The organism is Streptomyces sp. NPDC048751, assembly GCF_043198595.1.
In the GTDB taxonomy this organism is placed as follows: Bacteria; Actinomycetota; Actinomycetes; order Streptomycetales; family Streptomycetaceae; genus Streptomyces.
In genome coordinates this window covers 216,842-243,117 of record NZ_JBICUX010000009.1, presented here as the reverse complement: position 1 = coordinate 243,117, position 26,276 = coordinate 216,842, and the positions used below count along the sequence as shown (strand labels likewise).

The 26,276-nt window shown below is 69.5% G+C and carries 26 protein-coding genes and 2 pseudogenes; 11 read left to right on the top strand and 17 right to left on the bottom strand.

The genetic code is table 11. From position 1 onward, the window contains the following. Positions 1-105: 105 nt before the first annotated feature. Positions 106-756: a DUF4360 domain-containing protein gene (locus ACGFNV_RS28405; protein WP_393626067.1), complete on the top strand. Its 651-nt coding sequence runs from the start codon at positions 106-108 to the stop codon at positions 754-756. Positions 757-821: 65 nt separating this feature from the next. Here the strand turns inward: ACGFNV_RS28405 and ACGFNV_RS28400 are convergent, their stop codons facing one another. Then, positions 822-1,004 carry a DUF397 domain-containing protein gene (locus ACGFNV_RS28400; protein ID WP_393626065.1) on the bottom strand — a complete coding sequence of 61 codons (183 nt, stop codon included), beginning with the start codon at positions 1,002-1,004 and terminating at the stop codon, positions 822-824. Further along, entirely contained in the window at positions 1,001-1,822 is an 822-nt protein-coding gene (locus tag ACGFNV_RS28395) for a Scr1 family TA system antitoxin-like transcriptional regulator (protein ID WP_393626064.1), read from the bottom strand. The genes ACGFNV_RS28400 and ACGFNV_RS28395 overlap by 4 nt, the downstream gene beginning before the upstream one ends. Positions 1,823-1,949: 127 nt before the next feature. Here ACGFNV_RS28395 and ACGFNV_RS28390 point away from each other — a divergent pair, with 127 nt between their 5' ends. Next, the gene (locus ACGFNV_RS28390) at positions 1,950-2,417 is read left to right on the top strand and encodes an ATP-binding protein (protein WP_393626062.1); all 468 of its coding nucleotides are present in this window, start codon (positions 1,950-1,952) and stop codon (positions 2,415-2,417) included. Positions 2,418-2,479: 62 nt separating this feature from the next. Here ACGFNV_RS28390 and ACGFNV_RS28385 read toward each other — a convergent pair whose 3' ends face one another. Beyond that, the gene (locus ACGFNV_RS28385) at positions 2,480-3,250 is read right to left on the bottom strand and encodes an intradiol ring-cleavage dioxygenase (RefSeq protein WP_393626061.1); all 771 of its coding nucleotides are present in this window, start codon (positions 3,248-3,250) and stop codon (positions 2,480-2,482) included. Positions 3,251-3,387: 137 nt separating this feature from the next. Here ACGFNV_RS28385 and ACGFNV_RS28380 point away from each other — a divergent pair. Then, positions 3,388-3,489, top strand: a pseudogene (locus tag ACGFNV_RS28380) (nitroreductase); the annotation flags it as partial. Positions 3,490-3,492: 3 nt separating this feature from the next. Here ACGFNV_RS28380 and ACGFNV_RS28375 read toward each other — a convergent pair. The 3 genes and pseudogenes from ACGFNV_RS28375 to ACGFNV_RS28365 form a co-directional block, all read right to left on the bottom strand. Continuing rightward, positions 3,493-4,260 (bottom strand): annotated as a pseudogene (locus ACGFNV_RS28375) (IS5 family transposase); the annotation flags it as partial. Between the two features lie 73 nt (positions 4,261-4,333). Next, the gene (locus ACGFNV_RS28370) at positions 4,334-4,822 is read right to left on the bottom strand and encodes an AMP-binding protein (RefSeq protein WP_393626059.1); all 489 of its coding nucleotides are present in this window, start codon (positions 4,820-4,822) and stop codon (positions 4,334-4,336) included. Positions 4,823-4,898: 76 nt separating this feature from the next. Next, a complete protein-coding gene (locus ACGFNV_RS28365; RefSeq protein WP_393626058.1) occupies positions 4,899-5,684 on the bottom strand; it encodes an AraC family transcriptional regulator in 786 nt (261 codons plus the stop codon). A 92-nt stretch (positions 5,685-5,776) separates the two neighbouring features. Between ACGFNV_RS28365 and ACGFNV_RS28360 the strand changes: the two genes are divergently transcribed. Both ACGFNV_RS28360 and ACGFNV_RS28355 read left to right on the top strand, forming a co-directional pair. Then, entirely contained in the window at positions 5,777-6,706 is a 930-nt protein-coding gene (locus ACGFNV_RS28360; RefSeq protein WP_393626057.1) for an NmrA/HSCARG family protein, read from the top strand. Between the two features lie 289 nt (positions 6,707-6,995). Beyond that, a complete protein-coding gene (locus ACGFNV_RS28355; RefSeq protein ID WP_393626055.1) occupies positions 6,996-7,895 on the top strand; it encodes an NADP-dependent oxidoreductase in 900 nt (299 codons plus the stop codon). A gap of 1 nt (position 7,896) precedes the next feature. Here the strand turns inward: ACGFNV_RS28355 and ACGFNV_RS28350 are convergent, their stop codons facing one another. After that, positions 7,897-8,142 carry a hypothetical protein gene (locus ACGFNV_RS28350; protein WP_393626054.1) on the bottom strand — a complete coding sequence of 82 codons (246 nt, stop codon included), beginning with the start codon at positions 8,140-8,142 and terminating at the stop codon, positions 7,897-7,899. On the opposite strand from ACGFNV_RS28350, the gene ACGFNV_RS28345 reads away from it, so the two are divergent. Then, positions 8,119-8,925 (top strand): helix-turn-helix transcriptional regulator, encoded by an 807-nt coding sequence (locus ACGFNV_RS28345; protein WP_393626052.1) that lies wholly within the window; start codon positions 8,119-8,121, stop codon positions 8,923-8,925. The genes ACGFNV_RS28350 and ACGFNV_RS28345 overlap by 24 nt on opposite strands. A 303-nt stretch (positions 8,926-9,228) precedes the next feature. Here ACGFNV_RS28345 and ACGFNV_RS28340 read toward each other — a convergent pair whose 3' ends face one another. Further along, entirely contained in the window at positions 9,229-10,140 is a 912-nt protein-coding gene (locus tag ACGFNV_RS28340; RefSeq protein ID WP_393626051.1) for a MerR family transcriptional regulator, read from the bottom strand. A 161-nt stretch (positions 10,141-10,301) separates the two neighbouring features. Here ACGFNV_RS28340 and ACGFNV_RS28335 point away from each other — a divergent pair, with 161 nt between their 5' ends. Together ACGFNV_RS28335 and ACGFNV_RS28330 are read left to right on the top strand one after the other, a co-directional pair. Continuing rightward, positions 10,302-11,282 carry an arabinan endo-1,5-alpha-L-arabinosidase gene (locus ACGFNV_RS28335; protein ID WP_393626050.1) on the top strand — a complete coding sequence of 327 codons (981 nt, stop codon included), beginning with the start codon at positions 10,302-10,304 and terminating at the stop codon, positions 11,280-11,282. Next, positions 11,264-12,697 carry a family 43 glycosylhydrolase gene (locus ACGFNV_RS28330; protein WP_393626049.1) on the top strand — a complete coding sequence of 478 codons (1,434 nt, stop codon included), beginning with the start codon at positions 11,264-11,266 and terminating at the stop codon, positions 12,695-12,697. Before ACGFNV_RS28335 ends, ACGFNV_RS28330 begins: the two co-directional genes overlap by 19 nt. Positions 12,698-12,778: 81 nt before the next feature. Here ACGFNV_RS28330 and ACGFNV_RS28325 read toward each other — a convergent pair whose 3' ends face one another. From ACGFNV_RS28325 to ACGFNV_RS28290, 8 genes are all read right to left on the bottom strand, one after another. After that, positions 12,779-14,515 carry a pyridoxal phosphate-dependent aminotransferase gene (locus ACGFNV_RS28325; RefSeq protein WP_393626047.1) on the bottom strand — a complete coding sequence of 579 codons (1,737 nt, stop codon included), beginning with the start codon at positions 14,513-14,515 and terminating at the stop codon, positions 12,779-12,781. Positions 14,516-14,638: 123 nt separating this feature from the next. Further along, positions 14,639-15,688 (bottom strand): aldose epimerase family protein, encoded by a 1,050-nt coding sequence (locus tag ACGFNV_RS28320; RefSeq protein WP_393626046.1) that lies wholly within the window; start codon positions 15,686-15,688, stop codon positions 14,639-14,641. A gap of 91 nt (positions 15,689-15,779) precedes the next feature. Next, positions 15,780-17,024, bottom strand: a complete 1,245-nt coding sequence (gene mmsB, locus ACGFNV_RS28315; protein WP_393626044.1) for a multiple monosaccharide ABC transporter permease — start codon at positions 17,022-17,024, stop codon at positions 15,780-15,782. Next, positions 17,021-18,571: a multiple monosaccharide ABC transporter ATP-binding protein gene (gene mmsA / locus ACGFNV_RS28310; protein ID WP_393626043.1), complete on the bottom strand. Its 1,551-nt coding sequence runs from the start codon at positions 18,569-18,571 to the stop codon at positions 17,021-17,023. The genes mmsB and mmsA overlap by 4 nt, the downstream gene beginning before the upstream one ends. A 44-nt stretch (positions 18,572-18,615) precedes the next feature. After that, positions 18,616-19,722 (bottom strand): multiple monosaccharide ABC transporter substrate-binding protein, encoded by a 1,107-nt coding sequence (gene chvE, locus ACGFNV_RS28305; RefSeq protein WP_393626042.1) that lies wholly within the window; start codon positions 19,720-19,722, stop codon positions 18,616-18,618. 145 nt (positions 19,723-19,867) lie between these two features. Continuing rightward, positions 19,868-20,836, bottom strand: coding sequence for a hypothetical protein (locus ACGFNV_RS28300; RefSeq protein WP_393626041.1), 969 nt, complete (start codon positions 20,834-20,836; stop codon positions 19,868-19,870). A gap of 110 nt (positions 20,837-20,946) precedes the next feature. Continuing rightward, positions 20,947-21,951, bottom strand: coding sequence for a zinc-binding dehydrogenase (locus ACGFNV_RS28295; RefSeq protein ID WP_393626040.1), 1,005 nt, complete (start codon positions 21,949-21,951; stop codon positions 20,947-20,949). Next, the gene (locus tag ACGFNV_RS28290; RefSeq protein WP_393626038.1) at positions 21,948-23,105 is read right to left on the bottom strand and encodes a mandelate racemase/muconate lactonizing enzyme family protein; all 1,158 of its coding nucleotides are present in this window, start codon (positions 23,103-23,105) and stop codon (positions 21,948-21,950) included. Before ACGFNV_RS28290 ends, ACGFNV_RS28295 begins: the two co-directional genes overlap by 4 nt. Positions 23,106-23,456: 351 nt before the next feature. Here ACGFNV_RS28290 and ACGFNV_RS28285 point away from each other — a divergent pair, with 351 nt between their 5' ends. Further along, complete coding sequence (locus ACGFNV_RS28285) at positions 23,457-24,275, top strand: hypothetical protein (RefSeq protein WP_393626036.1); 819 nt, start codon at positions 23,457-23,459, stop codon at positions 24,273-24,275. A gap of 55 nt (positions 24,276-24,330) precedes the next feature. Here the strand turns inward: ACGFNV_RS28285 and ACGFNV_RS28280 are convergent, their stop codons facing one another. Further along, positions 24,331-24,759 (bottom strand): ATP-binding protein, encoded by a 429-nt coding sequence (locus tag ACGFNV_RS28280; RefSeq protein WP_393626034.1) that lies wholly within the window; start codon positions 24,757-24,759, stop codon positions 24,331-24,333. A gap of 166 nt (positions 24,760-24,925) precedes the next feature. Here ACGFNV_RS28280 and ACGFNV_RS28275 point away from each other — a divergent pair, with 166 nt between their 5' ends. Then, complete coding sequence (locus ACGFNV_RS28275; protein WP_393626033.1) at positions 24,926-25,468, top strand: GntR family transcriptional regulator; 543 nt, start codon at positions 24,926-24,928, stop codon at positions 25,466-25,468. A gap of 4 nt (positions 25,469-25,472) precedes the next feature. Next, a complete protein-coding gene (locus tag ACGFNV_RS28270) occupies positions 25,473-26,246 on the top strand; it encodes a GntR family transcriptional regulator (RefSeq protein WP_393626031.1) in 774 nt (257 codons plus the stop codon). The last annotated feature ends 30 nt before the right edge of the window (positions 26,247-26,276 follow it).

Genomic DNA, 26,276 nt, shown 5'->3' with positions numbered 1-26,276 from the left:
GATCGCCCCGCTTCTTCACAGCAACTCCATTGATTCTTCACAGAGTTTCAGTGGGCGCGGCGGGGCGCATCCACCCCCCACCGATCTGAACGAAGGGGAGAGACCATGGCAAGTGGGCTGCTCCTGGGCGGCGCGATAGCCGCTCTCGTCACCGCCGCGGTGCCCGCGCACGACCCGTCCACCGGGTTCGTCGACCCGCCCCCGGACAAGATCGTCATCAAGGTCGCCACGGTGAACGGCTCCGGCTGTCCCGCGGGCACGGCGGCGGTCGCCGTCTCCGAGGACAACACCGCGTTCACGGTGACGTACAGCGACTACCTCGCCCAGGTCGGCGGCAACTCCGACCCCACGGCGTTCCGCAAGAACTGCCAGCTCAACCTGATCGTCCACGTCCCGCAGGGCTTCACCTACGCCATCGCCAGCGCGGACTACCGGGGCTTCGCCTCGCTCGAGCGGGGCGCGACGGCGGTGCAGCGGGCCTCGTACTACTTCCAGGGCTCTTCCAGCACGGTGTTCAAGAACCACAACTTCTCCGGCGCCCTCAAGGACAACTGGCAGGCCACCGACACCACGGACTGGGCCCAGCTCGTCTACGCGCCCTGCGGAGTCCAGCGCAACTTCAACATCAACACCGAGCTGCGCGTGAACGCCGGCACGTCGTCCCCCAGCAAGGTCAGCTTCATGACCATGGACTCCACCGACGGCGACATCAGCACTACGTACCACATGGCCTGGAAGGAGTGCCCGGCCAAGTGAGACGAGGGGCGACCTTCGCTACGGCGCTTTGCGGGTGGCGTGGGTGAGGGTCGCCCCGGCCCGGGTCACTTCGTGACGGACGTGAGGAAGTCGGCCCAGGCGGTGGGGGAGAGGGCGAGCTGTGGGCCCCGGGAGTTCTTGGAGTCGCGGACGTGGATGGTGCGGTTGCCGGTGGCGACCTCGACGCAGTCGTCGCCAGAGCCGCTGCTGTAGCTGCTCTTGAACCAGGTCAGTTCGGGCGTGCTCATAGATCCCCTCGCATCCGCTGCAACAGGCTCAAGGAGTCCTGGATGGTGAGAGCCTGCGAACGCATCCTGGCATACCGCGCTTGGAGGGTGCTGATCACTTTCCGGTCCGTGATCAGCTGCCCGCTTTCCTGACCCTCGTTGTAAGCGAACCACTTGTTCTCGGGAGTTTCCAGTAGGCGGATGGGCCCATGAAGGCCAGCGTGTGACTCCCGAACGAGGGGCATGACTTGAACTTCGATGTTCCGCAGCTCGGCGACCTCCAGCATGTGATCGATGAGTTCCCTCGTTACCTCGGAGCCGCCGGTACGTCGGCGAAGCAGGTGCTCCTCGATGATGAAGCTGAATGCGGTGTTCGGCCGATCCCGCAACAGCCGCTGCCGCTCACCCCTTGCCCCCCACTGGGCCTCGATTTGCTCGTCCCCCAGGGGAGGCAGCTCGTCGGCGAACAACTGCCGCGCATACGCCTCCGTCTGCAACAGCCCCGGGATCAGCCGGCACTCATAGGTGTACAGCGTGATCGCCACCACCTCCATCCGCGCCCACTGCCGAAACCAAGCCGCCAACCCCGGTTGCCGCGCCAGATGCTGCGCCGCCCTCCGTAACGCCCCCGTGTTCCCCAACGCCTCCTCCGCCCGCTCCACGAACGTCGGATCGGGCATCCGGCGCCCCAACTCCACGGAAGCCACCGTGTGTTTGGAGAAGCACACCAGCTCGGCGAACTCCTCCCTGCTCAACCCGGCGTGTTCGCGCAACGCCTGGACGACCGCCCCGAACGTCCGCAGGCTGTCCGAGGAATCCGGCTCACCATCGACCACCATTGGTCACCTCCCGCGAGCCATGGTCACGGGCGGTGATCAGTACTGTCCAGTCCGTAGCCGCGTACGCTGCCCCCGCGTACACGGTGTCCCCCTGGTGAAGTGCAGGTCACGCCGTCAGATTGGGCGCATGACAGCTCCTCCCACCTCCCAATCGCCGGTCACCGTACGTATGTTCACCCAGCGCCTCAGCGCAACCCCACGCGGTGCCCGTCTCGCCCGGCACCTCGCCGTGAACCAGCTCCACTCCTGGGGAATCCCGTACGGCACCGACACACACCACACGCTCGCGCTGATCGTCGCCGAGCTGGCCGCGAACGCGGTGACGCATGGGCGCGTGCCTGGCCGGGACTTCGAGCTGAGGCTCTCCCTCGTCCCCGGCAGCGTGCGCGTCGAGGTCACCGACACCCGTAGCGGGGCGCGCCTGCCCGGCCCCGGCGACGTACGACCGCCCGGGCCGCTGGACGAGGACGGGCGCGGGCTTGCCCTCGTTGACGCGCTGGCCGACCGTTGGGAGGTCGTCGACAGGGAGCCCGGCAAGACCGTGCGGGCGGAGGTCGATCTGCGGAGGCGTCGAACGCCGCAGCGCCCTGGGTGACCGCACGTTCGACAGTACGGTCACCCGGGGCGTGTTGGCCGAGCGCTGAGTCAGTTCGAGGTTCAGCCTCGCTCGACGCCCAGCGTGAGCTTCCCCCCGTAACCCGCCGACGTCGAGCTGCCCAGGGCCGTGAGGGTGAGGAGGCCGGACGCGGCGCCTCCGTCGTCGTAGATGGAGTCCTGGGCGAGGGTGGTGCGGGTGACCGTGTTGGTGGAGTACGGGGAGACCGTGGCCACGCGGCGGGTGATGGCCTCGTCGAAGAAGAGCTGGCCGGTGTGGAGTTCCTGGCCGCCGGTGAAGGAGCCGTCGGAGGTCAGGGTCACGTTGGTGTGCACCTTGACGTGGATGTGGATGCAGCGGCCGCGGTACCAGCCGGGGTAGATCGTGGTGATGTTGGCGACGCCGCTGGAGTTGGTGAGGACGCCGCCGCGCAGGAACGTGCCGTTGTCGGGTTCGTTGTGGCCGTTGTTGCCGACGAAGCCGGAGTACTCGCCGAGCGCGTCGCAGTGCCAGATCTCCACGAGTGCGTTGCTGAGCGGGGCGCAGGTGTCGTCGTCGACGACGGTGAGGGCGAGCTTGAGCGGGATGCCCGGCTTGCCTTCGCTGATGTCGGCGCGGACGAGCTGGCCGTCGAGGTAGTAGGGGCCTTCGGTCATCTCCTTGGTGAGGGTGCAGACGGCGGCCGCGGCCACGGGGGCGGTCTCGGCGGCCTCGGTGGTCGGCGCCTCGTGCGCGGCGGCGGCGCCTACGGCGAGCGTCGCGGCGGTGGCGCCCGTGGCGATCAGCACGGTACGGCGCGCGACGTTGCTGCGAACTTCCGGAGTGTCTGTCATGGACACGGCACCTTAGGGTCCGATCCTGTTGGCCACCTGTCAGTTCGGTAAAGTGACGCTCCGTCAAGTCTTCTGCCGGACAGGGCAGTGAACACGGGCGCGAGCCCACGCCGAGGGTGCCCGACGCGGGGCCTCCCGAGCCCTTGGCCGAACTGAAGAGACGCGCGACGGCCAGGGCGCTGGCGGGAGATCCGGGTGATGAGCGGGAGTATCCGATGTACCCGGCCGAACTGACCTCTTGCGAGTTTGAGGAACGCTTCATGGATGTCGGCCCTGCGTTCCCATCGGATGCGCAGACGGCGGAAGCCGTGCAGCCACGCGAAACTCCTCTCCACGAGGCAGCGGTAGGTGCCTAGTCCCGTGCCGTGCAGGGTGCCGCGTCTGGCGATCGCGGGCACGATGCCCCGGGCGCGGACCTGGTCACGGTAGATGTCATGGTCGTAGCCCCGGTCAGCGAACAGCGAGTCCGGCTTGCGTCGGGGACGGCCGATGCGGCCGCGGACCGGTGGGATCGCGTCGAGCAGTGGCAGCAGTTGCGTGACGTCGTTGCGGTTGCCGCCGGTCAGCAGGACCGCGAGCGGGGTGCCGTGGCCGTCGGTGATCAGATGGTGCTTCGAGCCGGCCCGGCCCCGGTCGACCGGCGAGGGGCCCGTGTGGATCCCCCCTTTTAGCGCCCTGACGTGGGAGGAATCGACCACGCACCTTGACCAGTCCAGCCGGGAGGCCGCATTCAACTCGGCCAGCAGGACTTCGTGCAGCCGCTGCCACACGCCGGCCTCGTTCCAGTCCCGCAGCCGTCGCCAGCACGTCATGCCCGACCCGAAGCCGAGGTTCTGCGGCAGGTACTCCCACTGGATCCCCGTATGCAGCACGTACAAGATCCCGCACAGCACATCCCGGTCCGGCAACGGCCTGCGGCCGGGATACCGGAACCTGCGCTCACGCTGCGGCAGCAGCGGTTCCACGCGGTCCCACAACTCATCCGACACGATCCACGGCGACGTCCCCACACCAGACCGAACCCTCAACTCCCGCACCAGTCACGGCAGCCAGGAACAACCCACCGCTTTGTGTCAGCCGTTGTTAGGCCCGTTTGATACTTGATCGGCCCCCCCGCACTGGATTGTTGCGGTGCTCGCCAGCGACATCACCGAACTGCACTTGGTCGAGGACCTGCCGGCCGTGCTCCTCGAGAGTTGCCGACACCACGAGCACGGCTGCCTCGGCGTCCTCGCAGACCACGATGTGGTCCTGCACCGAGGCCAGGGCCTGGAGTCCCGTGAAGCGGCCTCCGAGGAGGTACGTCGCAGCCTGGACAATCCAGGACTCAGGCATGTTCGGGCTGAGCATGGTGACGCCCACCCCCAGGCCAACGCCGCGCCGACTGAGCGCACCCATGTACTGCGAGACCAGGTCCCGCACCTGGGCGTAGGTCAGTCGTCGGTCGCCCGCGACGAACGCCTCCGACGAGCTGTGCCGGGTCAGCGACTGGACGATAAGGTCGCTCAGGGTCGCACCGGCCGAGGCCGGCGATGCCGACGAGGAGCTCTGGGTGGTGACGGAGGGAGTCACCCTTGCAGTGTGGGCACCCGCACCATTGGGCTGCCACCCATGTTCCGCCAGGAACTACGGCTACCCCGCCAACCTCTCACCCATGGGAGCTGCGGGAGGACCGAGCCGACGAGCGATAGCGGCCGGGTGTCTGACCGACCAGCTCGGTGAAGGCGTCGATGAAGCTGCTGGGGTTCGACCAGCCCAGCCGGATCGCCGTGTCGGTGACCGAGGCACCGTCGCTGAGCTCGATCAGCGCCCGTTGGGTGCGCAGCAGGGTGCGCCACTGGTGGAAGCTCATCGACAGCTCGCTGCCGAACAGCCGGCTCAGGGTGCGTTCGCTGGCGCCGGTGCGGTGGCCTAGCTCGGCCAGGGTCGCCGAGCTTGCTGGGTTCACGTGGAGCAGGTCGGTGACCGCCTTGAGACGCCGGTCGCTCGGCTCCGGGAGGCGCATCGGCTCCTGTGCGGCGCGGGCGAGCTCGGCGAGTACGACGTCGATCAGCAGCCGCGCACGGGGGCTCTCCAGCGGCTCGCCCTCGCTCATCAGCGCCAGATAGGCCTCGCGCAGCAACGCGCTCGCCACGAAGACCGACGGCTCGGCCGGCAGCTGTCCGGTCAGCGTCACGGGCAGCGACAGCACCCGGATGTCCGTCTCGCCGTACGCCTTGCTGCCGTGCACCGCGAAAGGCGGCACCCACATGATCCGACTGGCCGGCGCCACCCAGGTGCCCACCTGGGTCACTGTGACCAGGGCCCCACGCGCGGCGTAGCGGAGCTGGCCGTAGTCGTGGAAGTGCGCAGCCACGTCGGCGCCATGGGCCAGCGGCGCCGACAACGGCGCATCGTCGGTGCAGAAGGTCGGCTCGCCGCTGGTGTCGGACACGCGATCGAGGCTACCCGCCACTGGCGGGTTATCAGAAGAACCTGGCGGGATACCGGTGGTACGCCTGGCGCCGCAGACCACATCGTGGAGACATGTCACAACAGATCAAGCTCGAGGACGCCGCGCCCGCGTCGTCCTCCCCCACCGCCACACAGACGACCGGCACGATCGCAGTCTTCGGCGCGACGGGGCAACAGGGCGGGGCGGTGGCCGACGCGCTACTGGACCGCAGGGCGCGGGTGCGGGCTTTGGTCCGCAACCCGCAGTCCGACCGGGCTCAGGCGCTGGCCGCCCGCGGCGTCGAGCTGGCGGCCATCCGGACCGACGACCCGGCGTCGCTGGCCACCGCGCTGACGGCGGTCGAGGCGTTCTACTTCATGACCCCGGAGGCGAACAGCCTCGAAGAGGTCGAGGCGGAGATCCGCGTCGGTACCGCGCTCGTCGACGCGGCGGTCGCGGCACGCGTCCCGCACGTCGTGTTCAACTCGGTCATCGGAGCGGACCGGGAGAGGGGTGTGCCGCACCACGACTCCAAGCACTGGATCGAGGAGCACCTGAGGAAGTCCGGCCTGCGGGCCGCGATGGTTCGCCCGGCCCCCTTCATGGAGGTGATGGCACCGAGCCTGGAGCACGGAGAGATCGTGCTGAGGCTGCCGATGCCGGAGGACGCTGCCCTGAAGATGATCTCGATCAGGGACATCGGCCGGGTCGCCGCCGCGCTCCTGCTCGACACCGCGGAGGCGCCCGGCGGAGCCGTCGAGCTCGTCGGCGACGAGCTGACAGGCCCCCAGATCGCCGCGGCGTTCGGCGCGCACGCCGGACTCCCGGCACGGTACGAGGCCCTGCCGTTGAGCGTGCTTCCCAGCGACCTCGACAAGGCGATGTTCCGCCAGTTCGCGGAGGCGGCGGAATACCCGTCGGACCTCGCGGTGGTGCGCTCGATCGAGCCGGCCACCCTGGACCTGGTCGAGTGGATCCGATCCACCGGCTGGACCGCGCCCACAAACATGGCTGGTTCCTGAGCCTCCAGCCGCGATGAACGGCCCCGCCGGAACTAGTCGAAGTGCCGGCGCGGCCGCCGCAGGTCCAGGCCAAGGTTGATCTTTCACCTAGGGCCTGTTGCGAAAGTGGCGCCTGCCGCGCGACGCCCGGCACGCGCTCTCGCCGCACCGCCCGGAAGCCCGAGTACGCCCAGTACGAGGGCTTCCAGGCGGCACGCCGAGAGCACGCACCGGACGCCGCGCGGCCGCCCTTCGGGCGACGACGCCACTTTCGCAACAGGCCCTAGAGCGACGAGAATTGGAGCAGGACATGAAGGCGATCACCTACACCGAGTTCGGCGGCCCGGAAGTCCTCCGCCTCGCAGAGGTCGACGAGCCGCACGCCGGACCCGGACAGGTGCGGCTGAAGGTCGTGGCGGCAGGGGTCAACCCGCTCGACTCCAAGATCCGCAACGGGTGGAGGCCGCAGGTGGCGCCGCCGTTCCCGGTGATCCCCGGCGTGGAGGCGGCCGGCGTCGTCGACGAGGTCGGCGAAGGCGTGACCGGCGTCGCGGTGGGTGACGAGGTCCTGGGCTGGACCGTCACCGGCGCGTACGCCGAGCACGCGCTGGCCGTCGACTTCGGCCCGAAGCCCGCGGACCTCGACTGGGACCTCGCCGCGGCACTGCCCGTCGCCGTCGAGACCTCGGTCCGCGTGCTCGACGCCCTCGGCGTCGGGGAAGGCGACACGCTCCTGCTGCACGGAGCCGCGGGTGTGTCCGGCGCCGTCGGTGTTCAGTTCGCGGTCGCCCGCGGCGCCACGGTCATCGGCACCGCCTCCCCCGGCAACCACGACTACCTGCGCTCGCTGGGCGCGATCCCGGTCGCCTACGGCGCCGGCCTCGCCGACCGGGTCCGCGAGGCCGCACCGCAGGGCATCGACGCCGTGTACGACACCGCGGGGGCGGGCGACCTGGAGGTGTCGATCGACCTGCGCGGCGGCACCGACCGGATCATCACCATCGCCGATCCGAAGGCCGCCGAGCTGGGTATCCCCTACTCCGGCCCCGGCGCCCCGTTCGGTTCCCGCCTCGGCGAGTACGCCCGCCTCGCAGCCGACGGCAAGCTCACGGTGCGCCTCGCGCAGAGCCTTCCGCTGGAGGATGCCGCGAAGGCGCAGGAGCTGAGCGCGAGCGGTCACGCCGCCGGGAAGCTCATCCTGCGGCCGTAGCTCAGTCACCGGCCGGCTGGGGAGGCACGACGGCAGCGCACCGGCCGGTCGTCACGGTCCTGGCGAACCCGGCCAGCTCGTCCGCCTCCACCGGTCCTGCCTGCCGCAGGTGGCCGAGACCGCGGGCGAGCAGCAGTTCCGCCTGCTGCTCGCACCACGTCCGCCCGTCCCCGGCTGCCGCGGCCACGAGGGGAAGGCCGCGGCAGCCGTCCACCAAGTCGTCGTGCAGCGCCAGCACGTCGTCCACGTGCTTGCGGGCCAGGCCGATGCCGAGGCGCTGGCCGTGCTGCTCGGCCTGGTCGCGGGCCGGCGAGCAGGGCTGACGACGACGGAGCGCACGGCGAGCGAGACGGCATCGGCGAAGATCCGGCGGGTGCTGCCCAAGCACATCGCCCGTCGGCTCGACACACTTCTGGACGCTCTCGACTTCACCGATCAGCCCGGCGAGTTCGAAACCCCGGACGCCGGACTCCTGCTCACCATCGCTGATGCGGTGCGCAACCACCGACCGGTCTCGATCCGCTACACCGACCGTGACGGACGGCGCAGCGCACGCACGCTGCACGCGTACGGGATCGTCGCCCATGCGGGCCGGTGGTACGTCACGGGCAAGGACGCCCAGATCGAAGAGGATCGAACTTTCCGGCTCGATCGCATCGCAGACGCGCGGACCCTGCCCGGCTCATTCGAAGCGCCGGCGGGTCCCGGTCCGGCACAGCGGGTGTTGTCAGGCTTCGCCACGGCTGAGTACCAGCACGAGGTGACCTTGCGGATCCACGGGACGGTTGAGCAGATCCGCGCCCATCTTCCCGCCAGCGTCGCGAGCCTGGAGGAGCACGCGCCCGTGGCAGGCGAGGACCGGGCAACCGAGCGCTGGCTCCGCGTTGAGCTGCGGGCGGAGCGGCTCGACTGGTTGCCTCCAGTACTCGCCTCACTCGACCGGCCGTTCGTCATCGAGCGCCCCGATGAACTGCGCGACCTCGTCACCGCGCTCGCCGATCGCCTCACGTCCTACGCCCGTCAAGCCTGACCGCGAGGAACCAACGTCCCGGGACAGCACACCTAGGGCTTTGAAAAGCGTAGGTCCGCCGGGGCGCGTTGGCTTGGCCCCAAGTGGTCGGCGACATACGCCGCCAGCGCCTCTCGGGACGGCTGTCCCCACTACGCGAGGGAGTGCTTTCCGGATGGATCCGTCCCTGCTGGCCCTGTGGGACCGCTACGACGTGCGCCGTCGGCCCTGCGGCACCAAGGTCTTCCACCCGAGTTGCTGGGAGAGGGGCTCAGCTGGGCTCAGGGAACCTCACGGGATGGCGCACAAGCGCAATGCGGCCGGTCAGGCCTGATCCGCAGCGCGCAGGGCCCGCGCCAGCCACTCCAGCTCCTCGGTCGCGTCGGGCGCCGAATCCTGCCCGCGCACGCGGGCGACAAGCCTGCGGTAGCGCTCCGCCCCTGCCTCGATCCCGGCCTCCAGGCTGCGCAGCACGGCGGTCCGATCGGCGTCGCCGAACAGCTCGGACAGCACCTCGACCGCCTCCGGTCCCTCGGGAGCTGCCCCGCGTTTTCTGACCTCGGCGACGGTCTGCACGACCTGCCTGGCCCACCAGATGGACGCCCCGGGGGGACGACCGCGCCCCGGTACGGGCGTGTTGAGCTCCATCCATGTGCGCAACCGGGCGCGAAAGCCGGGGTCCCGCACCAGTTCGGCCAGTTCGATCCAGGCGTCGACCTGCTCAGGTGTGGGATCGTCGGGCAATTCGATGCTGAAGGTGTGTATGCGGTCGCGCAGGTGCGGCTCGACGCCGAGACCGCCGAACACCTCCTCCTTGAACTCGTCGATGATCTGCTTGCGTTCGGCGGCGGAAAGCCGCGCCAACCGGTTCAACAGTGCTGTCTCCTCAGCGGTGGAACCACGTGTCGCCACGGTGGACAGGACGGCCCGACTCACCTTGAGCGAGCGGATCTGCGCGTCGAGCGCGGCCACGTGCGCGTCGGCGACCTCGGCGACCGTGGTCCGACCGCTCAGCACCCGGCACACGTCGTCGAGCCCGAGGCCCAACTCCCGCAGAGTGCGGACCAGCTCGACGCGGGACACGGACTCGGCGTCGTACAGCCGATAACCGCTCGCGGAGCGGGCCACGGGCGGCACCGCTCCCTCGTCCGACCAGAAGCGCAGCGTACGTACCGGAAGTCCGGTGCGGTGAGCGAGCTGGCCGATGGTGAGCACGTCGGGGCGTTCGTCGTCCATGGGCGAGATCCTGGACCCTCCAGCCGCTGGAAACTCAAGCGCTTCAGTGCGACCGGTTGCGCGAACCATTGACGCGCAAGGGATTCGATTCTACGGTCCGTCCGAATCTGCGATCGACGTTCGACATCACGAACGTTCCCCCCACGCTCAGGAGGACCCACGTGAGCCGCACCTCCCGCCTCCCCAAACGCACCACGCTTCTCGCCCTGCCCGCCGCCTTACTGCTCGCCCTCGTCCCGAGCACCGCGTCGGCCTACCCCAACCCCGGCCGCGTCACCGGCTCCACCGTCGTCCACGACCCGACGATGATCCGCACCTCCGCCGGCCGCTACCTGCTGTACGCCACCGGAGGCGGCCTGTCCTACCGCACCTCCACCGACCGGATCGCGTTCAGCGCGGGCGGCGACGCCTTCTCGGTGAAGCCGGGGTGGTGGTCGTCGTACGGTGCGAGCGAGGCGTGGGCGCCGGACATCTCGTACCAGGGCGGCAAGTACCTGATGTACTACGCCGTCTCGACCTTCGGGTCCAACAAGTCGGCCATCGGGCTGGCGACCTCCACGACCGGCCTCCCCGGATCCTGGACGGACCAGGGCACCGTCTACACCTCGGCCACCTCCAGCGACTACAACGCCATCGACCCCAACCTCTTCGTCGACGGCGACGGCAAGTGGTGGCTGTCCTTCGGGAGTTGGTGGACGGGGCTCAAGATGATCCAGATCAATCCCTCCACCGGGAAGCAGCTCTCCTCCAACACCACCCGCTACTCGATCGCCTCCCGCCCCACCGGGACCAAGGCCGTCGAGGCGCCCTACATCGTCAAGCGCGGCGGCTACTACTACCTCTTCGCCTCGTACGACACCTGCTGCGCCGGCACCAGCTCCACGTACAAGGTCAAGGTCGGGCGCGCCACCAGCGTCACCGGGCCCTACTACGACAAGAACGGCGTCTCGCTGATGAACAACGGCGGGACGCCCGTGCTGGAGTCGCACGGCAGCGTCATCGGGCCCGGTGGGCAGTCGATCATGAACGACTCCGACGGGGACCTGATCGTCTACCACTACTACGACGGCAACGACAACGGAACGCCGAAGCTCGGCGTCAACCTACTGAACTGGAGCAGCGGATGGCCCGTCGCATACTGACCCTCCTCGCGGCACTACTCCTCGCCCTGTCCGTCGGGCAGCCGTCCGCCAGCGCGGCCTCGTTCAGCAATCCGATCAAGACGCAGAAGGGCGCCGACCCCTGGATCTCGTACTACAACGGCAACTACTACCTGGTGACGACGAGTTGGACCGACGTCATCACCATGCGCAAGTCGACCACCCTCGCCGGGCTGGCCACCGCGCCCAGCGTGCAGGTGTGGAAGGGTGACGCCGCCTCGCGCTGCTGCAACATCTGGGCGCCGGAGATCCACTTCCTCAACGGGCGTTGGTACCTGTACTACGTCGCCGGGCAGAACATCTCCGACTACAACGCCACCCAGAGATCCCAGGTGCTGGAAAGCACCGGATCCGACCCGATGGGCCCGTACACCTACAAGGGCCAGCTCAACTCCTCCTGGATGCTGGACCCGACGGTCGCCACCATCAACGGCCAGCTGTACCTGTTCGGCAGCGCGAGCGGCGGCGGGACGCAGAACCTGGTCGCCGCGCGGATGTCCAACCCGTACACCCTCGCCACCGGCTTCTCCACCGTCTCCACGCCGACCTACGACTGGGAGCGCAACGGCACGGTCAACGAGGGCCCCGAGATCCTCCAGCGCGGCGGGAAGACCTTCCTGATCTACTCCGCGAGCGGCTGCTGGACCCCCGACTACAAGCTCGGCCAGCTCACCCTCACCGGCTCGGACCCCCTCTCCGCGTCCTCCTGGACGAAGAAGTCCACGCCCGTGTTCCAACGCAACGACTCCGCCGGGGTGTACGCGCCCGGCCACAACGGCTTCTTCTCCTCGCCCGACGGCACCGAGAGCTGGATCGTCTACCACGCCAACGACTCCGCCTCCGATGGCTGCGACAACGGGCGTACGACACGGGCGCAGAAGTTCACCTGGAACGCGGACGGTTCGCCGAACCTCGGTGCCCCCGTCGCGCTCGGGGCGGGCATGAGCGGGCCGTCGGGAGAGCCGGCCACCGCCTCCACGACGTACACGATCAGCAACCGCAACAGCGGCAAGTGCCTGGATGTCGCCGGGAGTTCGACGGCCGACGGCGCCAACGTCCAGCAGTACTCCTGCAACGGCGGCACCAACCAGAAGTGGCGCATCGAGGACCAGGGCGACGACACCAGCCGTCTGGTGAACGTCGCCACCGGCAAGGTCCTCGACACCGCCGACTGCTCGTCCGCCGACGGTGCCGACCTGCGCCAGTGGTCCTGGCTGAACAACACCTGCCAGCGTTTCCGGTTCCTCGTCACCGACAGCGGCTACGTACGGATCGTGAACCAGGCCACCGGCAAGGTCGCCGACGTCGCCAACTGCTCCACCGCGGACGCCGCCGACGTACGTCAGTGGTCGTGGCTCAACAACAACTGCCAGCAGTGGAAGCTGAACCCGGTCTAGAACTGTCTTGGAGCTACCAGCGGGTACACCGAACGCCCTTCCTCGCGGAAGGGCGTTCGGACGACGTCAGGCGGGTCCGCCTCAGCCCGCCTGGCCCATCCCCGCCGCGTTCGGCCAGCTCTGGGCGTTGGGCCAGCCGGTCGCGGGGGCCGTGGTCAGGCCGTTCGGCATGCCCGTCGTGCCGCGTACCTGGGCGGCGGTGAGGCCACCGCGGGCGGGGACGCCGGGCGGGGTGGGGCCCATCGGCGGCGGGGTCATCGCGGCGGCGGCCGGAACCGGTGCCGCCGCCGGGGCGGGGGCCGCGGGCGGGAACGGGGCCGCGGGCGGGAACGGAGACGCCGGTGGGATCGGGGACGCCGGCGGGATCGGGGACGCGGGCGGGACCGGCGTCGGGAAGGCCACCGGAGCGGGGGGCGCGGCCGCGGGCGCCGGCGCAGGGGCCGGGGTGGCGACGGGCTGGGGGAAGGTCTGGGCCGCGGCCGGCATCGGCATTCCGGTGCCGTTGGACGGGGCGGGAGCCTGGGCGGCCGCGGGCATCGGCATCTGGGGGGCCGCAGCGGGTGCCAGCCCCTGGGCGCCGACGGCCTGAGCGGCGAGGCCCTGGAGACCGGCGCCGTTCGTCGCGCTGACCAGGCGGTCCACTGCCGCCGTACCCGAGCTGTACTGGGTCCCTGTACCCAGCTCGGGTACGGCGGCTCCCCTCCTGGTCCCGTAGAGCACCTGTTCCAGGCCGGACACCAGGCGACGCACGTCCACCTGGGGGCGCACCACGAGCCGCAGGAAGCGGCTTGACGAGCCGATCTTGTTGCCGCACTCACGGACCAGGATCCGGTGCTCGGTGAGCAGCCGGTCCCGGACCACGGTGCCCTCGGCGCCCACGGGGAGGCGCACGAAGAGGAAGTTGCCCTGCGACGGGTAGACCGTCAGGCCGGGCAGCGCGGAGAGCTGGCTCGCCATGTCGAGACGGTCCCGGCGCACCTGCTGGAGGCTCTGCGCGTACTCGGAGCCGTGCTCCTTGAGCATGAAGACGACGTGCTCGGCGAAGGAGTTGAGGTTCCACTTGGGCAGCATGGAGCGGATCCGGCCGGCCAGGGCCGGGTTGGCGACCAGGTAGCCGAAGCGGATGCCGTGCAGGCCGAAGTTCTTGCCGAGGCTGCGCAGGACGACGACGTTCGGGCGCAGCATCGCCTCGTGCACGACGCTGGGTTCGGCCTCGGCGTCGGCGAACTCCAGGAACGACTCGTCGATCACGATCAGGTCGAGGTCGGCCATCGCGTCCATGAACTGCACGACGGCGTGCTTGTGCAGGAAGCCGCCGTCGGGGTTGTTCGGGTTGCAGATGACGGCGACACGGGTGCCGCGGGCCCGGATGAACTCGGCGTACTGCGCGAGGTCGAGGGCGAACCCGCTGGACTCCTGGAGCGGGAACATGTCGACCCGCTTGCCGGTCTCCATCGGCTGGTCGGTCCAACGGCCGAACGTGGGGACGGGGATGGCGAGGGACTCCCGGACCAGGAGGTGGTCGATCCAGGTGATCAGCTCCGTCGAGCCGTTGCCCATCGCCACGCACTGCGGCGGAAGCTGGAGGAGGTTGCACAGCTCGGCCGTGATCGTGTCGGCGCTGCTCGGGTAGTACGTGACGATGTCGCGGAGGCGTCCCGCCATCTCCTCGAACATCGCCGGAGTGGGGAAGTACGGATTGCAGGGGATGCAGAAGTCCACCGGGCCGGTTCCCTCGCCGCCCTCTCGCGTCAACGCCGCCATGGAGGGGCTGTGCGCCGCGGTGCTGCGGAACAGCGAGGTGACGTTGTCGGCCATGGAACCTCCGTATGGGGCGGGTCCGGTGGGGACGGCCGGGCCCGTCGTCTATGGATGGCCCGCGCGGGGGAGCGCGGGCCATCCATGGATACGGAGGCGGGTGCGGAGCCGTTCAACGCGTTTTCAGCTGCCGAAGGAGTGCACCGTCGTCGTGCGGTACGTCTGTCCCGGTCGCAGCACGGTCGAGGGGAACGACGGCTGGTTGGGGGAGTCCGGGAAGTGCTGGGTCTCCAGGCACAGGGCGTCGCCCTGGCGGTAGACGCGGCCGCCGCTGCCGACCAGGGTGCCGTCGAGGAAGTTGCCCGAGTAGAACTGCAGGCCCGGTTCGGTGGTCGCGATCCTCAGGGTGCGGCCGGAGGCGGGGTCCCGGAGCGTGGCGACGTGCTCGGGGTGGTCCGTGAGGCCCTTGTCGAGGACGTAGTTGTGGTCGACGCCCTTGCAGTGCAGCAGCTGTTCGTGGGCGACACGCAGGTCCCGGCCGACCGCCTTGGCCTCCCGGAAGTCGAAGGGGGTGCCCGACACGTCCGCCGGCGCGCCGGTGGGGATGAGTCCCGCGTCCACGGGCAGGTAGCGGGAGGCGGCGATCCGGAGCTCGTGGTCGTGGACCGAGCCGCTGCCCTCGCCGGCGAGGTTCCAGTAGACGTGACTGGTGAGGTTGACGACGGTGGGTCGGTCGGTGGTGGCCTCGTAGTCGACGCGCCAGTCGCCGTCGCCGGTGAGGGTGTACGTCACCTTCACCGTCAGGGTGCCCGGGTAGCCCATCTCGCCGTCGGCGCTGGTGAGGTGCAGGCGCAGGCCGATGTCCTGGCCCTCGGTGAACGGCTCGACGTCCCAGACGCGCCGGTCGAAGCCCTCCGTACCGCCGTGCAGGCTGTTGTCGCCGTCGTTGACGGGCAGCTGGTGGCTCTCGCCGTCCAGGGTGAAGCGGCCCTTGGCCAGGCGGTTGCCGAACCGGCCGATCAGCGCTCCGAAGTACGGGCTGCCGGCGACGTAGTCCTCGATGGTGTCGAAGCCGAGGGAGACGTTGGCGTACCGGCCGTGCCGGTCGGGGATCTCCAGGGACTGGACGATCCCGCCGTAGTCGAGGACCTTCAGCCGGGTCCCGCCGTTCTCCAGCGACCAGCTGGAGACCTCGGTGCCGTCGGCCAGTGTGCCGAAGAGCGTCTTCACCATTTCCTGCCTTCCCCGGACAAAGACGACGCCGACATCGGAAAACGCCGACAAAGAAACGGGCCCCGCCGGAAGGCGGGGCCCGTTCACCGGCTCACGAACCGGACTTGCGCTTGTTCCACACGTCGAAGCCGACCGCGGCCAGCAGGGCGAGGCCCTTGATGACCTGCTGCCAGTCGGTGCCGACGCTGAGGAGGTTCATGCCGTTGTTCAGCACACCGAGGACGAGACCACCGATGATCGCGCCGAGGACGGTACCGACACCGCCGCTCATGGACGCGCCACCGATGAACGACGAGGCGATGGCCTCGAGCTCGAAGTTGAGGCCCGCCTTCGGCGAGGCCGCGTTCAGACGGGCGGCGACCACCAGACCCGCCAGGGCCGCGAGCGCGCCCATGTTCAGGAAGACGAGGAAGGTGACCTTCTTGTCCTTGACGCCGGACAGCTTCGCGGCCGGCAGGTTGCCGCCGATCGCGTAGATGTGACGGCCGAAGACGGCGTTGCGCATGAGGTAGCCGTAGCCGACCACCAGCAGGCCGAGGACGATCAGGATGATCGGCGCGCCCTTGTAGCTGGCGAGCAGCATCGTGACGGTGAGGATCGCGGCGGCGATGGCGACGAGCTTGAGCAGGAAGAGGTTCGTGGGCACCACGTCGAGCGCGAACTCCTGCTGACGCTTGCGGTCGCGGACCTCCTGGAGGACCACGAAGGCCAGCAGGGCGAAGCCCAGCAGCAGCGTGAGGTTGTGGTAGTTCGTGTTCGGACCGACCTCCGGCAGGAAGCCGTTGCCCATCTTCTGCAGGCCGTCCGGGAACGGGCCCAGGGTCTGGCCCTTCAGGAACATCTCCGTCAGACCACGGAAGATCAGCATGCCCGCGAGGGTGACGATGAACGAGGGTATGCCGAGGTAGGCGATCAGGTACCCCTGCACCGCGCCGGCCACCGCGCCGATGGCCAGGCACAGCACCAGCGCGAGCGGCCACGCCATGCCGTGCTGCACCGTCAGTACGGCCGCGAAGGCGCCGGTGAACGCCGTCACCGATCCGACGGACAGGTCGATGTGACCCGCGATGATCACCAGCATCATGCCGATCGCGAGGATCAGGATGTAGCTGTTCTGCAGGACCAGGTTGGAGACGTTGCGCGGCAGCAGCAGGTCGCCGCCGGTCCACACCTGGAACAGGACCACGAGCAGGCCGAGCGCGATCAGCATGCCGTACTGCCGCATGTTGCGGCGCAGGCCGTCCAGCATCAGCTGCAACAGTCCGCTGCCGGTGGCCGAGCCCCCGCTCTTCCCGGGCGGAGCCGCCGCCGGGGTCTTGGTCACGTCCGTGCTCATCGGGTTACCTCTTTGTCCTTCGTCATCTGACGCATCAGCACTTCCTGCGTGGCCTCGGCCCGCGGGAACTCGCCCGTGAGCCGCCCGGCGGCCATCGTGTAGATGCGGTCGCACATGCCGAGCAGTTCGGGCAGCTCGGAGGAGATGAAGACGACCGCCTTGCCCTGGGCGGCCAACTGGTCGATGACCGTGTAGATCTCGTACTTGGCGCCGACGTCGATGCCGCGCGTGGGCTCGTCCAGGATCAGCACGTCCGGGCCCGCGAAGATCCACTTGCTGAGGACGACCTTCTGCTGGTTGCCGCCGGACAGCCTGCCCACCGTCTCGAAGACGGTCGGGGCCTTGATGTTCATGGACTTGCGGAAGCCCTCGGCGACCTTCCGCTCCTCGTGCTCGTCGACCACGCCCCGCTTGGCGACCTTGTTCAGGGCGGTCAGCGAGATGTTGCGGTTGATGTCGTCGATGAGGTTGAGACCGTAGTGCTTGCGGTCCTCGGTGACGTACGCGATGCCGTGTCCGATCGCCTCGGCGACGGACTTCGTACGGATCTCGGTGCCGTCCTTGAGGACCGTGCCGCCCGCGTGCCGGCCGTAGGAGCGCCCGAAGACGCTCATCGCCAGCTCGGTGCGGCCCGCGCCCATCAGACCCGCGATGCCGACGATCTCCCCGCGCCGCACCTGGATCGACACGTCGTCGACGACCTTGCGCGTCTGGTCGATCGGGTGGTGCACGGTCCAGTTGCGGATCTCCAGCGCGGGGGCCGCGCCCTTCTCGGGCTCGTGCGGGGTGCGCTCGGGGAAGCGGTGGTCCAGGTCGCGGCCGACCATGCCGCTGATGATCCGGTCCTCGGTCGTCTCCGGCGCCTTCACATCGAGCGTCTCGATGGTCTGGCCGTCGCGGATGATCGTCACCGAGTCGGCGACCTTGCGGATCTCGTTGAGCTTGTGGGAGATGATGATCGAGGTGATGCCCTGCTTCTTCAACTCCAGGATGAGATCGAGCAGTTTGTCGCTGTCCTCGTCGTTGAGCGCCGCGGTGGGCTCGTCGAGGATGAGCAGCTTCACCTTCTTGGAGAGCGCCTTCGCGATCTCCACGAGCTGCTGCTTGCCCACGCCGATGTCGGCGACGCGGGTCTCCGGGTGGTCGTGCAGACCGACCCGGCGCAGCAGCTCGGTGGCGTGCCGCAGGGTCTCCCGCCAGTCGATGAACCCGCCCTTGGCGTGCTCGTTGCCGAGGAAGATGTTCTCCGCCAGGGAGAGGTACGGCGACAGCGCCAGCTCCTGGTGGATGATCACAATGCCGTGCTGCTCGCTGGCCCGGATGTCCTTGAACGAACAGACCTCTCCCTCGAAGAGGATGTCGCCCTCGTACGTGCCGTGCGGATGGACGCCGGAGAGCACCTTCATCAAGGTGGACTTTCCGGCGCCGTTCTCACCGCAGATGGCGTGGACCTCGCCCTGACGGACGGTCAGGGAGACGTCCGACAGCGCTTTGACGCCGGGAAAGGTCTTGACGATCGAGCGCATTTCCAGGACGGGTCCCGCCATGGTCGTGCCTTCCAATCAGAGTGTGTTGACGGGCGGTTCGGCGCTTACTTGAGCTGGTCCGCCGTGTAGTAACCGCCCTGCACGAGCTCCTTCTCGTAGTTGCTCTTGTCGACGCCCACCGGCTGCAGCAGGTAGGCGGGGACGACCTTGGTGCCGTTGTCGTACGACTTGGTGTCGTTGATCTCGGGCTTCTTGCCGTTCAGGGAGGCGTCGACCATGTTCGTGGCGACCTGGGCGAGCTTGCGGAGGTCCTTGTAGACGGTCATCGACTGCTGGCCCGCGATGATCGACTTCACCGAGGCGAGCTCGGCGTCCTGGCCGGTGATGACCGGCAGCGGCTTGGCCTTGGTGCCGTAGCCGTCCGACTTCAGCGCGGCGATGATGCCGATGGAGATGCCGTCGTACGGCGAGAGCACCGCGTCGACCCTGCCCTTGGTGTAGGACGAGGTGAGGTTGTCCTCCATGCGCTTCTGGGCGGTGGCGCCGTCCCAGCGCAGGGTGGTGACCTGGGTGAGCTTGGTCTGGCCGGACTTGACCACCAGCTTCTTCTTGTCGATGTACGGCTGGAGCACGCTCATCGCACCGTTGAAGAAGTACTTGGTGTTGTTGTCGTCGTTGGAGCCGGCGAACAGTTCGATGTTGAACGGGCCCTTGCCGCTCGCCAGGCCCAGCTTGTCGACGATGTACTGGCCCTGGAGCTTGCCGACCTTCTCGTTGTCGAAGGACGCGTAGTAGTCGACGTTCTTCGTGCCGAGGATCAGGCGGTCGTAGGAGATGACCGGGATCTTGGCGTCGGCGGCCTGCTGGAGGACGTTGTTCAGCGACTTGTTGTCGATGGCCGCGATCACGAGGGCCTTGACACCCTGGGTGATCAGGTTCTCGATCTGCGAGACCTGCTGGTCGGGGTCGTCCTCGCCGTAGACCAGCTTGGTCTTGTAGCCCTTGGCCTCGAGGTCCTTGACGACGTTCTTGCCGTCGGAGATCCAGCGCTCGGAGGACTTGGTCGGCATCGAGATGCCGATGGTGCCGCCCTTGGCGTCCCCCTTGTCCTCCTTGCTGCCGCCCTCCCCGCTCTGGCCACAGGCGGACAGGGTGAGGGCGAGGGAGGCGGCTCCGGCGACGGCGGCGAGAGCGGCTCTGCGGTTACGCATGGTCATCATCCTTGATGTTTTGTGCAGGGGTCGGTCTCGCGATGCGAGGAACACTCCCGGCGCGGTCGGGTGCCGGGAACACCGAACAGATGTGTGGGATTCTGCGTGCCTGTGTCGGCTTCTGTGAAGCGAGGTTTCCGGAACGTTATGACCCGATGTCGAACCTGTTCAGTTCGCCGGGCAGCCGGGACCCAAGCGGAGCCATGTCACCGGCCGCGCCATGGCGCTCCAGCAGGTCCAGGGCGAGCCGGCCGCGCCGCACCCGCTCCTTGGCCGTGGACAGCGTCAGCTCCCGCATGTGGTGCCCGTACGGGTAGATCCCGGGCGCCTTGGACAGGCCGAACTTCAGGTACAGCGGCGCGCCGCGGCGGATCAGCTCCGCGACCTCGTACATCCGGATGTAGCCGCCCAAGTCGTCGGGCGCTTCAATGTACATGTCCATGGGAGCGCCCGACACCCGCCGGATCTCCGTGAGATGATCGAGCGTCAGGTCGCTGGGCACGTTGATCGAGTCGCCGCCCAGACGCTCGTACACCGCGTACGCCGTCGGGTTGACCGGACCGATGAGCGCGGACACCTTCAGCGTGGTGTCGGCCGGGATGATGCCGGCCACGCGCGCCCGGTGCAGCGTCCACAGCACGCCCTCGTCGGCCACGAGCAGGCACTTGACGCCCAACTCCGTGGCCCGCACGGCGTCTTCGACACAGCCGGCCACGGCGTCGTGGCCGCGGGCTCTGAGGCCCCCGCCACGCGAGTCGGTACGGGTGGAGCCGCCGATGTCCCAGGTGCCGCGCGGGCCGGTGAAGAGGCACAGCTCGATGTCGCGCTCGCCGGTGGCCTCGACCATCTCGGTGATCTCGGCGTCGGTCAGCATCCAGATACCGCTGCCCTGGCTGATCCGGTGGATCGGCACGTCGAGGCGCGAGGCCTCCTTGAGGACGACGGCCAGGGCTTCGGGACCCTCGCACGAGGGGATCTCGGTGCGCCAGCGGCCGCCACCCGGGAAGGTGTGGGGCGAGGCGTCGGCGGGGGAGAGTTCGGGCGCGCCCAAGCCGAGCGCGGCGAGCGCCTGCTCACCGGGTCGACGGGGCGCCGTGGCGGAGGCGTCGGTCACTGAGTGTCCTTCGTGTTCGAGATTTCGGGCGAGGTTCGCGACTCAAGGCGTACGTATCTGGGTGTACGCCGGTACGGGGACCGTCAGGTTGCCCCCGTACCGGCGTACGTCTATGGGCGGAGCAGGACCTTGCCCACCTTCGGATCGCCGGACCCCACCAGCTCGATGGCCTGCGAGAACTCGGCGAGCGGCAGTTCGTGCGTGATCAGCGGCGTCGGATCGAGCAGCCCGGCCCCGAAGACCCGCACGGTGTGCGCCCAGGCGTCCGGCGCAGCCCCGAAGACGGTGTGCACCTCCAGCTGCCGTACGACCAGGTCGGTGGGGTCGAGCCCCTCCGCGCCCGGCGCCGGGATACCGGTCAGGACCAGTCGGCCGCCGCGCCTGAGCAGCGCGGCGGAGGTCCGCGCGGCGGACGCGGACCCGGCGGTCTCGATCACCACGTCGAAGTCGTCGGGGAGCTCCTCGTCGCGCAGCCGGAAGTCGGTCGCCCCGTACTGCCGCGACAGCGCCTCCCGGTCGCCCTTGGTACCGACGACGAGCAGCTCGGCCGGGGAGCCCGCCTTGAGGAACTGCACGGCGAACATGCCGAGCGTCCCGGTGCCGACCACCGCGACCCGCTCACCGGGCCGGGCGTTCGCCTTGATCGCGGCGGCCGCGATGCAGGCGGCCGGCTCGAGCAGGGCGGCGGCGGACAGGTCGGCGTCGTCCGGCAGGGCGTGCAGCAGCCGCGCGGGGAGGGTGAGCGTGGTCGCCATCGCCCCCGGCTGCGTGAAGCCCGTCTCCTCGTAGCCGGCCGTGCACAGGGTCGTCTCGCCCGCGTGGCAGCGGTCGCAGACCTGGCAGTTGCGGAAGCCCTCGCCGACGACCTTGCGGCCGACCAGGGAGTCCGGGACGCCGGAGCCGACCGCCTCCACCGTCCCGGACCACTCGTGGCCCGGGGTCAGCGGATAGCGGACGTAACCCTCGGGCCGGTTGCCCTGGTAGACCTCGCGGTCGCTGCCGCAGATGCCCACGGCGTGCACCCGGACGAGGGCCTCACCGGCCTCCGGCTGCCGGGGCTCGTGCGAGGTGAGCCGGTGCTCGCCCGGCGCCTCGACGACGACCTCGGTGCTCACTTGGAGCCCTTCGGCTTGCGCTGCTCCCAGCCCTCGGCCCACAGGTCGAAGCGGGCCTGCTGCTGCGGGAACTCGGCGGCCGCGTCGACGTCCAGCTCCACACCGAGACCCGGCGCGTCGGAGAGGTGGAAGTAGCCGTCCACGACCTGCGGCGCGCCCTTGACGACCTTCTTGATGTCGGCGTCCGCGAAGTCGTTGAAGTGCTCGAGGATCTTGAAGTTCGGCGCGGTGAAGCCGACCTGGAGGGAGGCGGCGGTCAGGACCGGCCCGCCCACGTTGTGCGGGGCCACCAGCATGTAGTGGGTCTCGGCGGTGGCGGCGAGCTTGCGGGTCTCCCAGATGCCGCCGATGTGGCCGACGTCGGGCTGGATGATGTCCACGGCCTGGCTCTCGAAGAGCTCCCGGAACTCGATCCGGTCGTGGATGCGCTCACCGGTGGCGACCGGCATGTCGACCTTGGCGGCGACCTTCTCCAGCGCCTTCAGGTTCTCCGGCGGGACCGGCTCCTCCAGCCAGGCAGGCTTGAAGGGCGCGAGCTCCTTGGCCAGGCGCACCGCGGTGGCGGGGGAGAAGCGGCCGTGCATCTCCAGCATCAGCTCGGCGTCCGGGCCGATGGCGTCCCGGACGGCCTCGATGAGGGAGACGGCGTACAGGCTCTGCTCGTGGTCGAGCTCGAAGTGACCGGTGCCGAACGGGTCGATCTTGAGCGCCTTGTAGCCGCGCTCCATGACCCCGCGGGCGGCCTTGTGGTAGGCCTCGGGGGTGCGCTCGGTGGTGTACCAGCCGTTGGCGTAGGCCTTGACCTTGTCGGTCACCTTGCCGCCCAGCAGCTGCCAGACCGGCACGCCGAGGGCCTTGCCCTTGATGTCCCAGCAGGCCATCTCGATGACCGCGATGCCGGACATCACGATCTCGCCCGCGCGGCCGTAGTCGCCGTACTTCATCCTCTTGACGAGGTCCTCGACAGCGAACGGGTCCGAGCCGAGAATGTGATTGGCCTCGGCCTCCCGCAGGTAGCCGAGCAGCGCGTCGGTGTGGCCCAGCATCCGGGTCTCGCCGACTCCGGTGATGCCCTCGTCGGTGTGCACCTGGACGTAGGTCAGGTTGCGCCACGGCGTCCCGACCACGTGTGTGCTGATTCCGGTGATGCGCACGGCAGTTGCCCCTTGCTGCTTCGTCGGTAAGCGTACGTCGGCTGGTATGGGTGCGTCTCGTCGTGTTCGAGATTTCGTCACACGTTCGAAATGCTGGGCAGACAGTAAGGACGGGGCGCCTCGAGTGTCAATGGGTCGCACACATAACGGTTTCGACAGTTTCGATGGTCGGTTTCGAGGTGATCTCGGGGAGAACGGGTGGTGATGTTGCGATTCCCGGGGGAAGCCGCAAGTTGGAGCGGAATGGTGGGCGGTTTCCTTCAGGGGTGCGCCGGAACGGCGAGTTTCCCACACAACTTTCACAGAGGACCCTAGGAACGTCACCTGGCCGGAACTTAGTCTTCCCGCGTCATGGACTACTGCCACCCGTGCCGACGGCACCTCAACGGCGCCCTCGCCTGCCCGGGCTGCGGCGCCCCAGCGGAATCTCTACGCGCGTACGCGCAGCAGACGGACGCGCAGCAGGCGGACGCCTACGACGCCCAGGGCGACGAGAGCACCCACGGCCACGAGGCCGAGGCCGAGGCCGGCGCGGACGACCGGGGCGGCGAGGACGAGGGTGCGCCGCGTGGGCGGGCGGCCCGGCGTGGGGACCAGGGCCGTCGGCGGGGGCGCGGGCGGGAGGCCGTCGAGGAGGCGACCGGGCCCGCCGGTGCGGGCGCGAGCCGCCGGGACCGCAAGGCGGCCGCGCACCGGCGGCGCCGTCGACGTGTTCTGCTGGTCGCGGCCGGCTTCGTGCTGGCGGCGGGCGGTCTGAGCCTCGCGGAGCTGGGCAAGGACGCGCCGGGCTCGCACCCCAAGGAGGCGAGCGCCGGGGACGCCTCGGCGGAGGGCGGCACCTCGGAGGAGGCGGAGGAGACGGCTCGCCCGGCGGAGGCCCCCAACGGTAAGGACAGCGGCGGGAGTTCGGCGTCGGCCTCCCCGGACGCCTCGGCGTCCGCGTCGCCCTCCGCGTCCCCGTCGGAGAGCGAGTCGGGCAAGCCCGAGGACGACAAGGACAAGGACGCCCAGTCGGCCACGAAGGCCCCGCGGCCCACCAGCCCGACGACGGCCCCGCCCGCGAACCCCACCCCGACGACCGCCCCCACCTCCGCCCCGACCACATCGAAGCCGGAGCCGGCCCCGTCACCTTCGGAGACGTGCAACCGCTTCTTGTGGTGGTGCACTTAGGGCCTGTCGTTCGGATCAGGCCCTAAGTGCACAGGCGTCGCCCGCGCATTGGGTCTCACCATTCGTTTTCGGCCAACTGCCGGGGCGTGGGACCCGTCTTGAACGTCGCCCAGACCGTCTTGCCGACCACGTGTTCGGTCACGCCGAAGTCGTCGGCCAGCTCGCGCGCCAGCAGCAGGCCGCGGCCTGAGCATTCGTCAGGGTGCGGGTCGGGGCGCGGGTGTTGGACGGTCAGTCGGCGGTCGCCGGTGTCGCGGACCTCCAGGCGGATCACCGTGCCGTCGAGAGAAAGGTTCACGCAGTACTCCCGGCCGGGGGGCGCGCCGTGCAGCAGGGCGTTGGTGGCGAGTTCCGACACGCAGAGGCGTATGTCGTCCAGCCGGTCCGTGCAGCCCCAGTCCCCGAGGACCTGGAGGGCGAAGTCCCGGGCTTCGCGCACGGAGGTGCGTGAGCGGGGGAAGCGGCGTTGCCGTGGCGCGGGCATGGCGGGCGTCCTCCGTGGTTCCTGGGGCGTCCAGCGGGCCGTCACGTTACTTCTGTTCACGAAAAGCGGCAAGGTCGGGCCAAAGGTGCGGGGAATGGGAGCGGTTCGGACGCGTCGCCTAACGTGTAGGGCACCAAAGGCCGGAGAGCCCCGACGGGAGGACGTCTTGAGCGCGAGCAGCTGGGTCAGCACGTCGTTGCCGTACCTGACGCCCCGCCGGTCGGGACACGGTGACGCCTGGGGCGCCGAGGCGGCGGCCCGAGGGCGACGGGGCGGCCAGCGGATCGCGCACGCCGGCGAGGTACCCGCGCCGGCCGCGGTCGCCGAGCTGTTCGACATCGCCGAGGGCGAGCCCGTCGTCGTACGGCGACGGCTGATCCTCCTCGACGAGGAGCCGAACGAACTGACCGACACCTACTACCCGATCGGCATCGCCCGCGACACCGCCCTCGCCCGCCCCGCCAAGATCCCCGGCGGCGCCGTCACCCTCCTCGCCGAACTGGGGCACGTCGGCGCCCTGGTCCGGGAGGACGTGACCGCCGGGATGCCCGACGAGGAGGAGCGTACGACCCTGCGTACCGCGCCCGGCGAGCCCGTACTCCGGCTGACGAGGCAGACGCTCGACCGCGACGGCCGGCCGATCCAGGTCGACCGTATGGTGATGCCCGCCTTCCGGCAGCGACTGCGCTACGAGATCAGGATCGGATGACGTCGTGCCCAAGGCCGAACCGGACGCCCCCGACCGCCGTTCGCTGCACGAGCGGATCGCGGCCGACCTGCGGGACGAGATCATGGGCGGAGAACTGCCGCCGGGCGCCAACCTGCCGTCCACCGCACGGCTGAAGACCCGTTTCGACGCCTCCAACGCCACCGTGCAGAAGGCCCTGTACCTGCTGAAGGAGGAGGGCCTGGTGATCGGCCGGGCGGGCGCGGCGGTCACGGTCCGCGAGCACCGCCGGCGCACGGTGCGGCCCGCCGCCTCCATGACCACGGGCGGCCCCGGGCAGACCTACCGCTGGCTCACCGAGGCGGCCGGGTGCGGCACCCAGGCCCGCAGCGTGATCCTCGACGTCGCCGAGTGCCGCCCGCCCGCCGACGTCCGCGCGGCCTTGGGCCTCCCGGAGGACGGCACGGTGTTACGGCGCTGCCAGCTCCTGCTGGTCGACGACGAACCCGCCGAACTGGTCACCTGCTACTACCCCTGGGAGATCGCCCGGGACACGGCGCTGATGGACCGCCGCCGGATCAGGGGCGGAGCACCCGCACTCCTCGCGCAACTCGGCCACCCGCCCCGCCGGAGCGTGGACCGGGTCTCCGCCCGTGTCCCCACCCAGGAGCAGTGCCGGGCGCTCCGGCTGACCAGCGGCACCCCGGTCCTGCGCACGCTCCGCATCGTCCACAGCGAGGGCGAACGGCCCGTCGAGGCGACGGTGATGGTGAAGGCGGGGCACCTCTACGAGGTGCAGTACGAGTTCGTGCCCGAGTGAGCCGGCGGAGCGAGGCCGCGCGACCCGGGC

Excerpts from the sequence above, each read along its gene's own strand:
- chvE (WP_393626042.1), bottom strand. The coding sequence starts at position 19,722 with ATGCGTAACCGCAGAGCCGCTCTCGCCGCCGTCGCCGGAGCCGCCTCC.
- ACGFNV_RS28360 (WP_393626057.1), top strand. The coding sequence starts at position 5,777 with ATGTCACAACAGATCAAGCTCGAGGACGCCGCGCCCGCGTCGTCCTCC.
- ACGFNV_RS28395 (WP_393626064.1), bottom strand. The coding sequence starts at position 1,822 with ATGGTGGTCGATGGTGAGCCGGATTCCTCGGACAGCCTGCGGACGTTC.
- ACGFNV_RS28340 (WP_393626051.1), bottom strand. The coding sequence starts at position 10,140 with ATGGACGACGAACGCCCCGACGTGCTCACCATCGGCCAGCTCGCTCAC.
- mmsA (WP_393626043.1), bottom strand. The coding sequence starts at position 18,571 with ATGGCGGGACCCGTCCTGGAAATGCGCTCGATCGTCAAGACCTTTCCC.
- ACGFNV_RS28330 (WP_393626049.1), top strand. The coding sequence starts at position 11,264 with ATGGCCCGTCGCATACTGACCCTCCTCGCGGCACTACTCCTCGCCCTG.
- mmsB (WP_393626044.1), bottom strand. The coding sequence starts at position 17,024 with ATGAGCACGGACGTGACCAAGACCCCGGCGGCGGCTCCGCCCGGGAAG.
- ACGFNV_RS28355 (WP_393626055.1), top strand. The coding sequence starts at position 6,996 with ATGAAGGCGATCACCTACACCGAGTTCGGCGGCCCGGAAGTCCTCCGC.
- ACGFNV_RS28280 (WP_393626034.1), bottom strand. The coding sequence starts at position 24,759 with ATGCCCGCGCCACGGCAACGCCGCTTCCCCCGCTCACGCACCTCCGTG.
- ACGFNV_RS28325 (WP_393626047.1), bottom strand. The coding sequence starts at position 14,515 with ATGGCCGACAACGTCACCTCGCTGTTCCGCAGCACCGCGGCGCACAGC.
- ACGFNV_RS28400 (WP_393626065.1), bottom strand. The coding sequence starts at position 1,004 with ATGAGCACGCCCGAACTGACCTGGTTCAAGAGCAGCTACAGCAGCGGC.
- ACGFNV_RS28385 (WP_393626061.1), bottom strand. The coding sequence starts at position 3,250 with ATGACAGACACTCCGGAAGTTCGCAGCAACGTCGCGCGCCGTACCGTG.
- ACGFNV_RS28320 (WP_393626046.1), bottom strand. The coding sequence starts at position 15,688 with ATGGTGAAGACGCTCTTCGGCACACTGGCCGACGGCACCGAGGTCTCC.
- ACGFNV_RS28285 (WP_393626036.1), top strand. The coding sequence starts at position 23,457 with ATGGACTACTGCCACCCGTGCCGACGGCACCTCAACGGCGCCCTCGCC.
- ACGFNV_RS28390 (WP_393626062.1), top strand. The coding sequence starts at position 1,950 with ATGACAGCTCCTCCCACCTCCCAATCGCCGGTCACCGTACGTATGTTC.
- ACGFNV_RS28405 (WP_393626067.1), top strand. The coding sequence starts at position 106 with ATGGCAAGTGGGCTGCTCCTGGGCGGCGCGATAGCCGCTCTCGTCACC.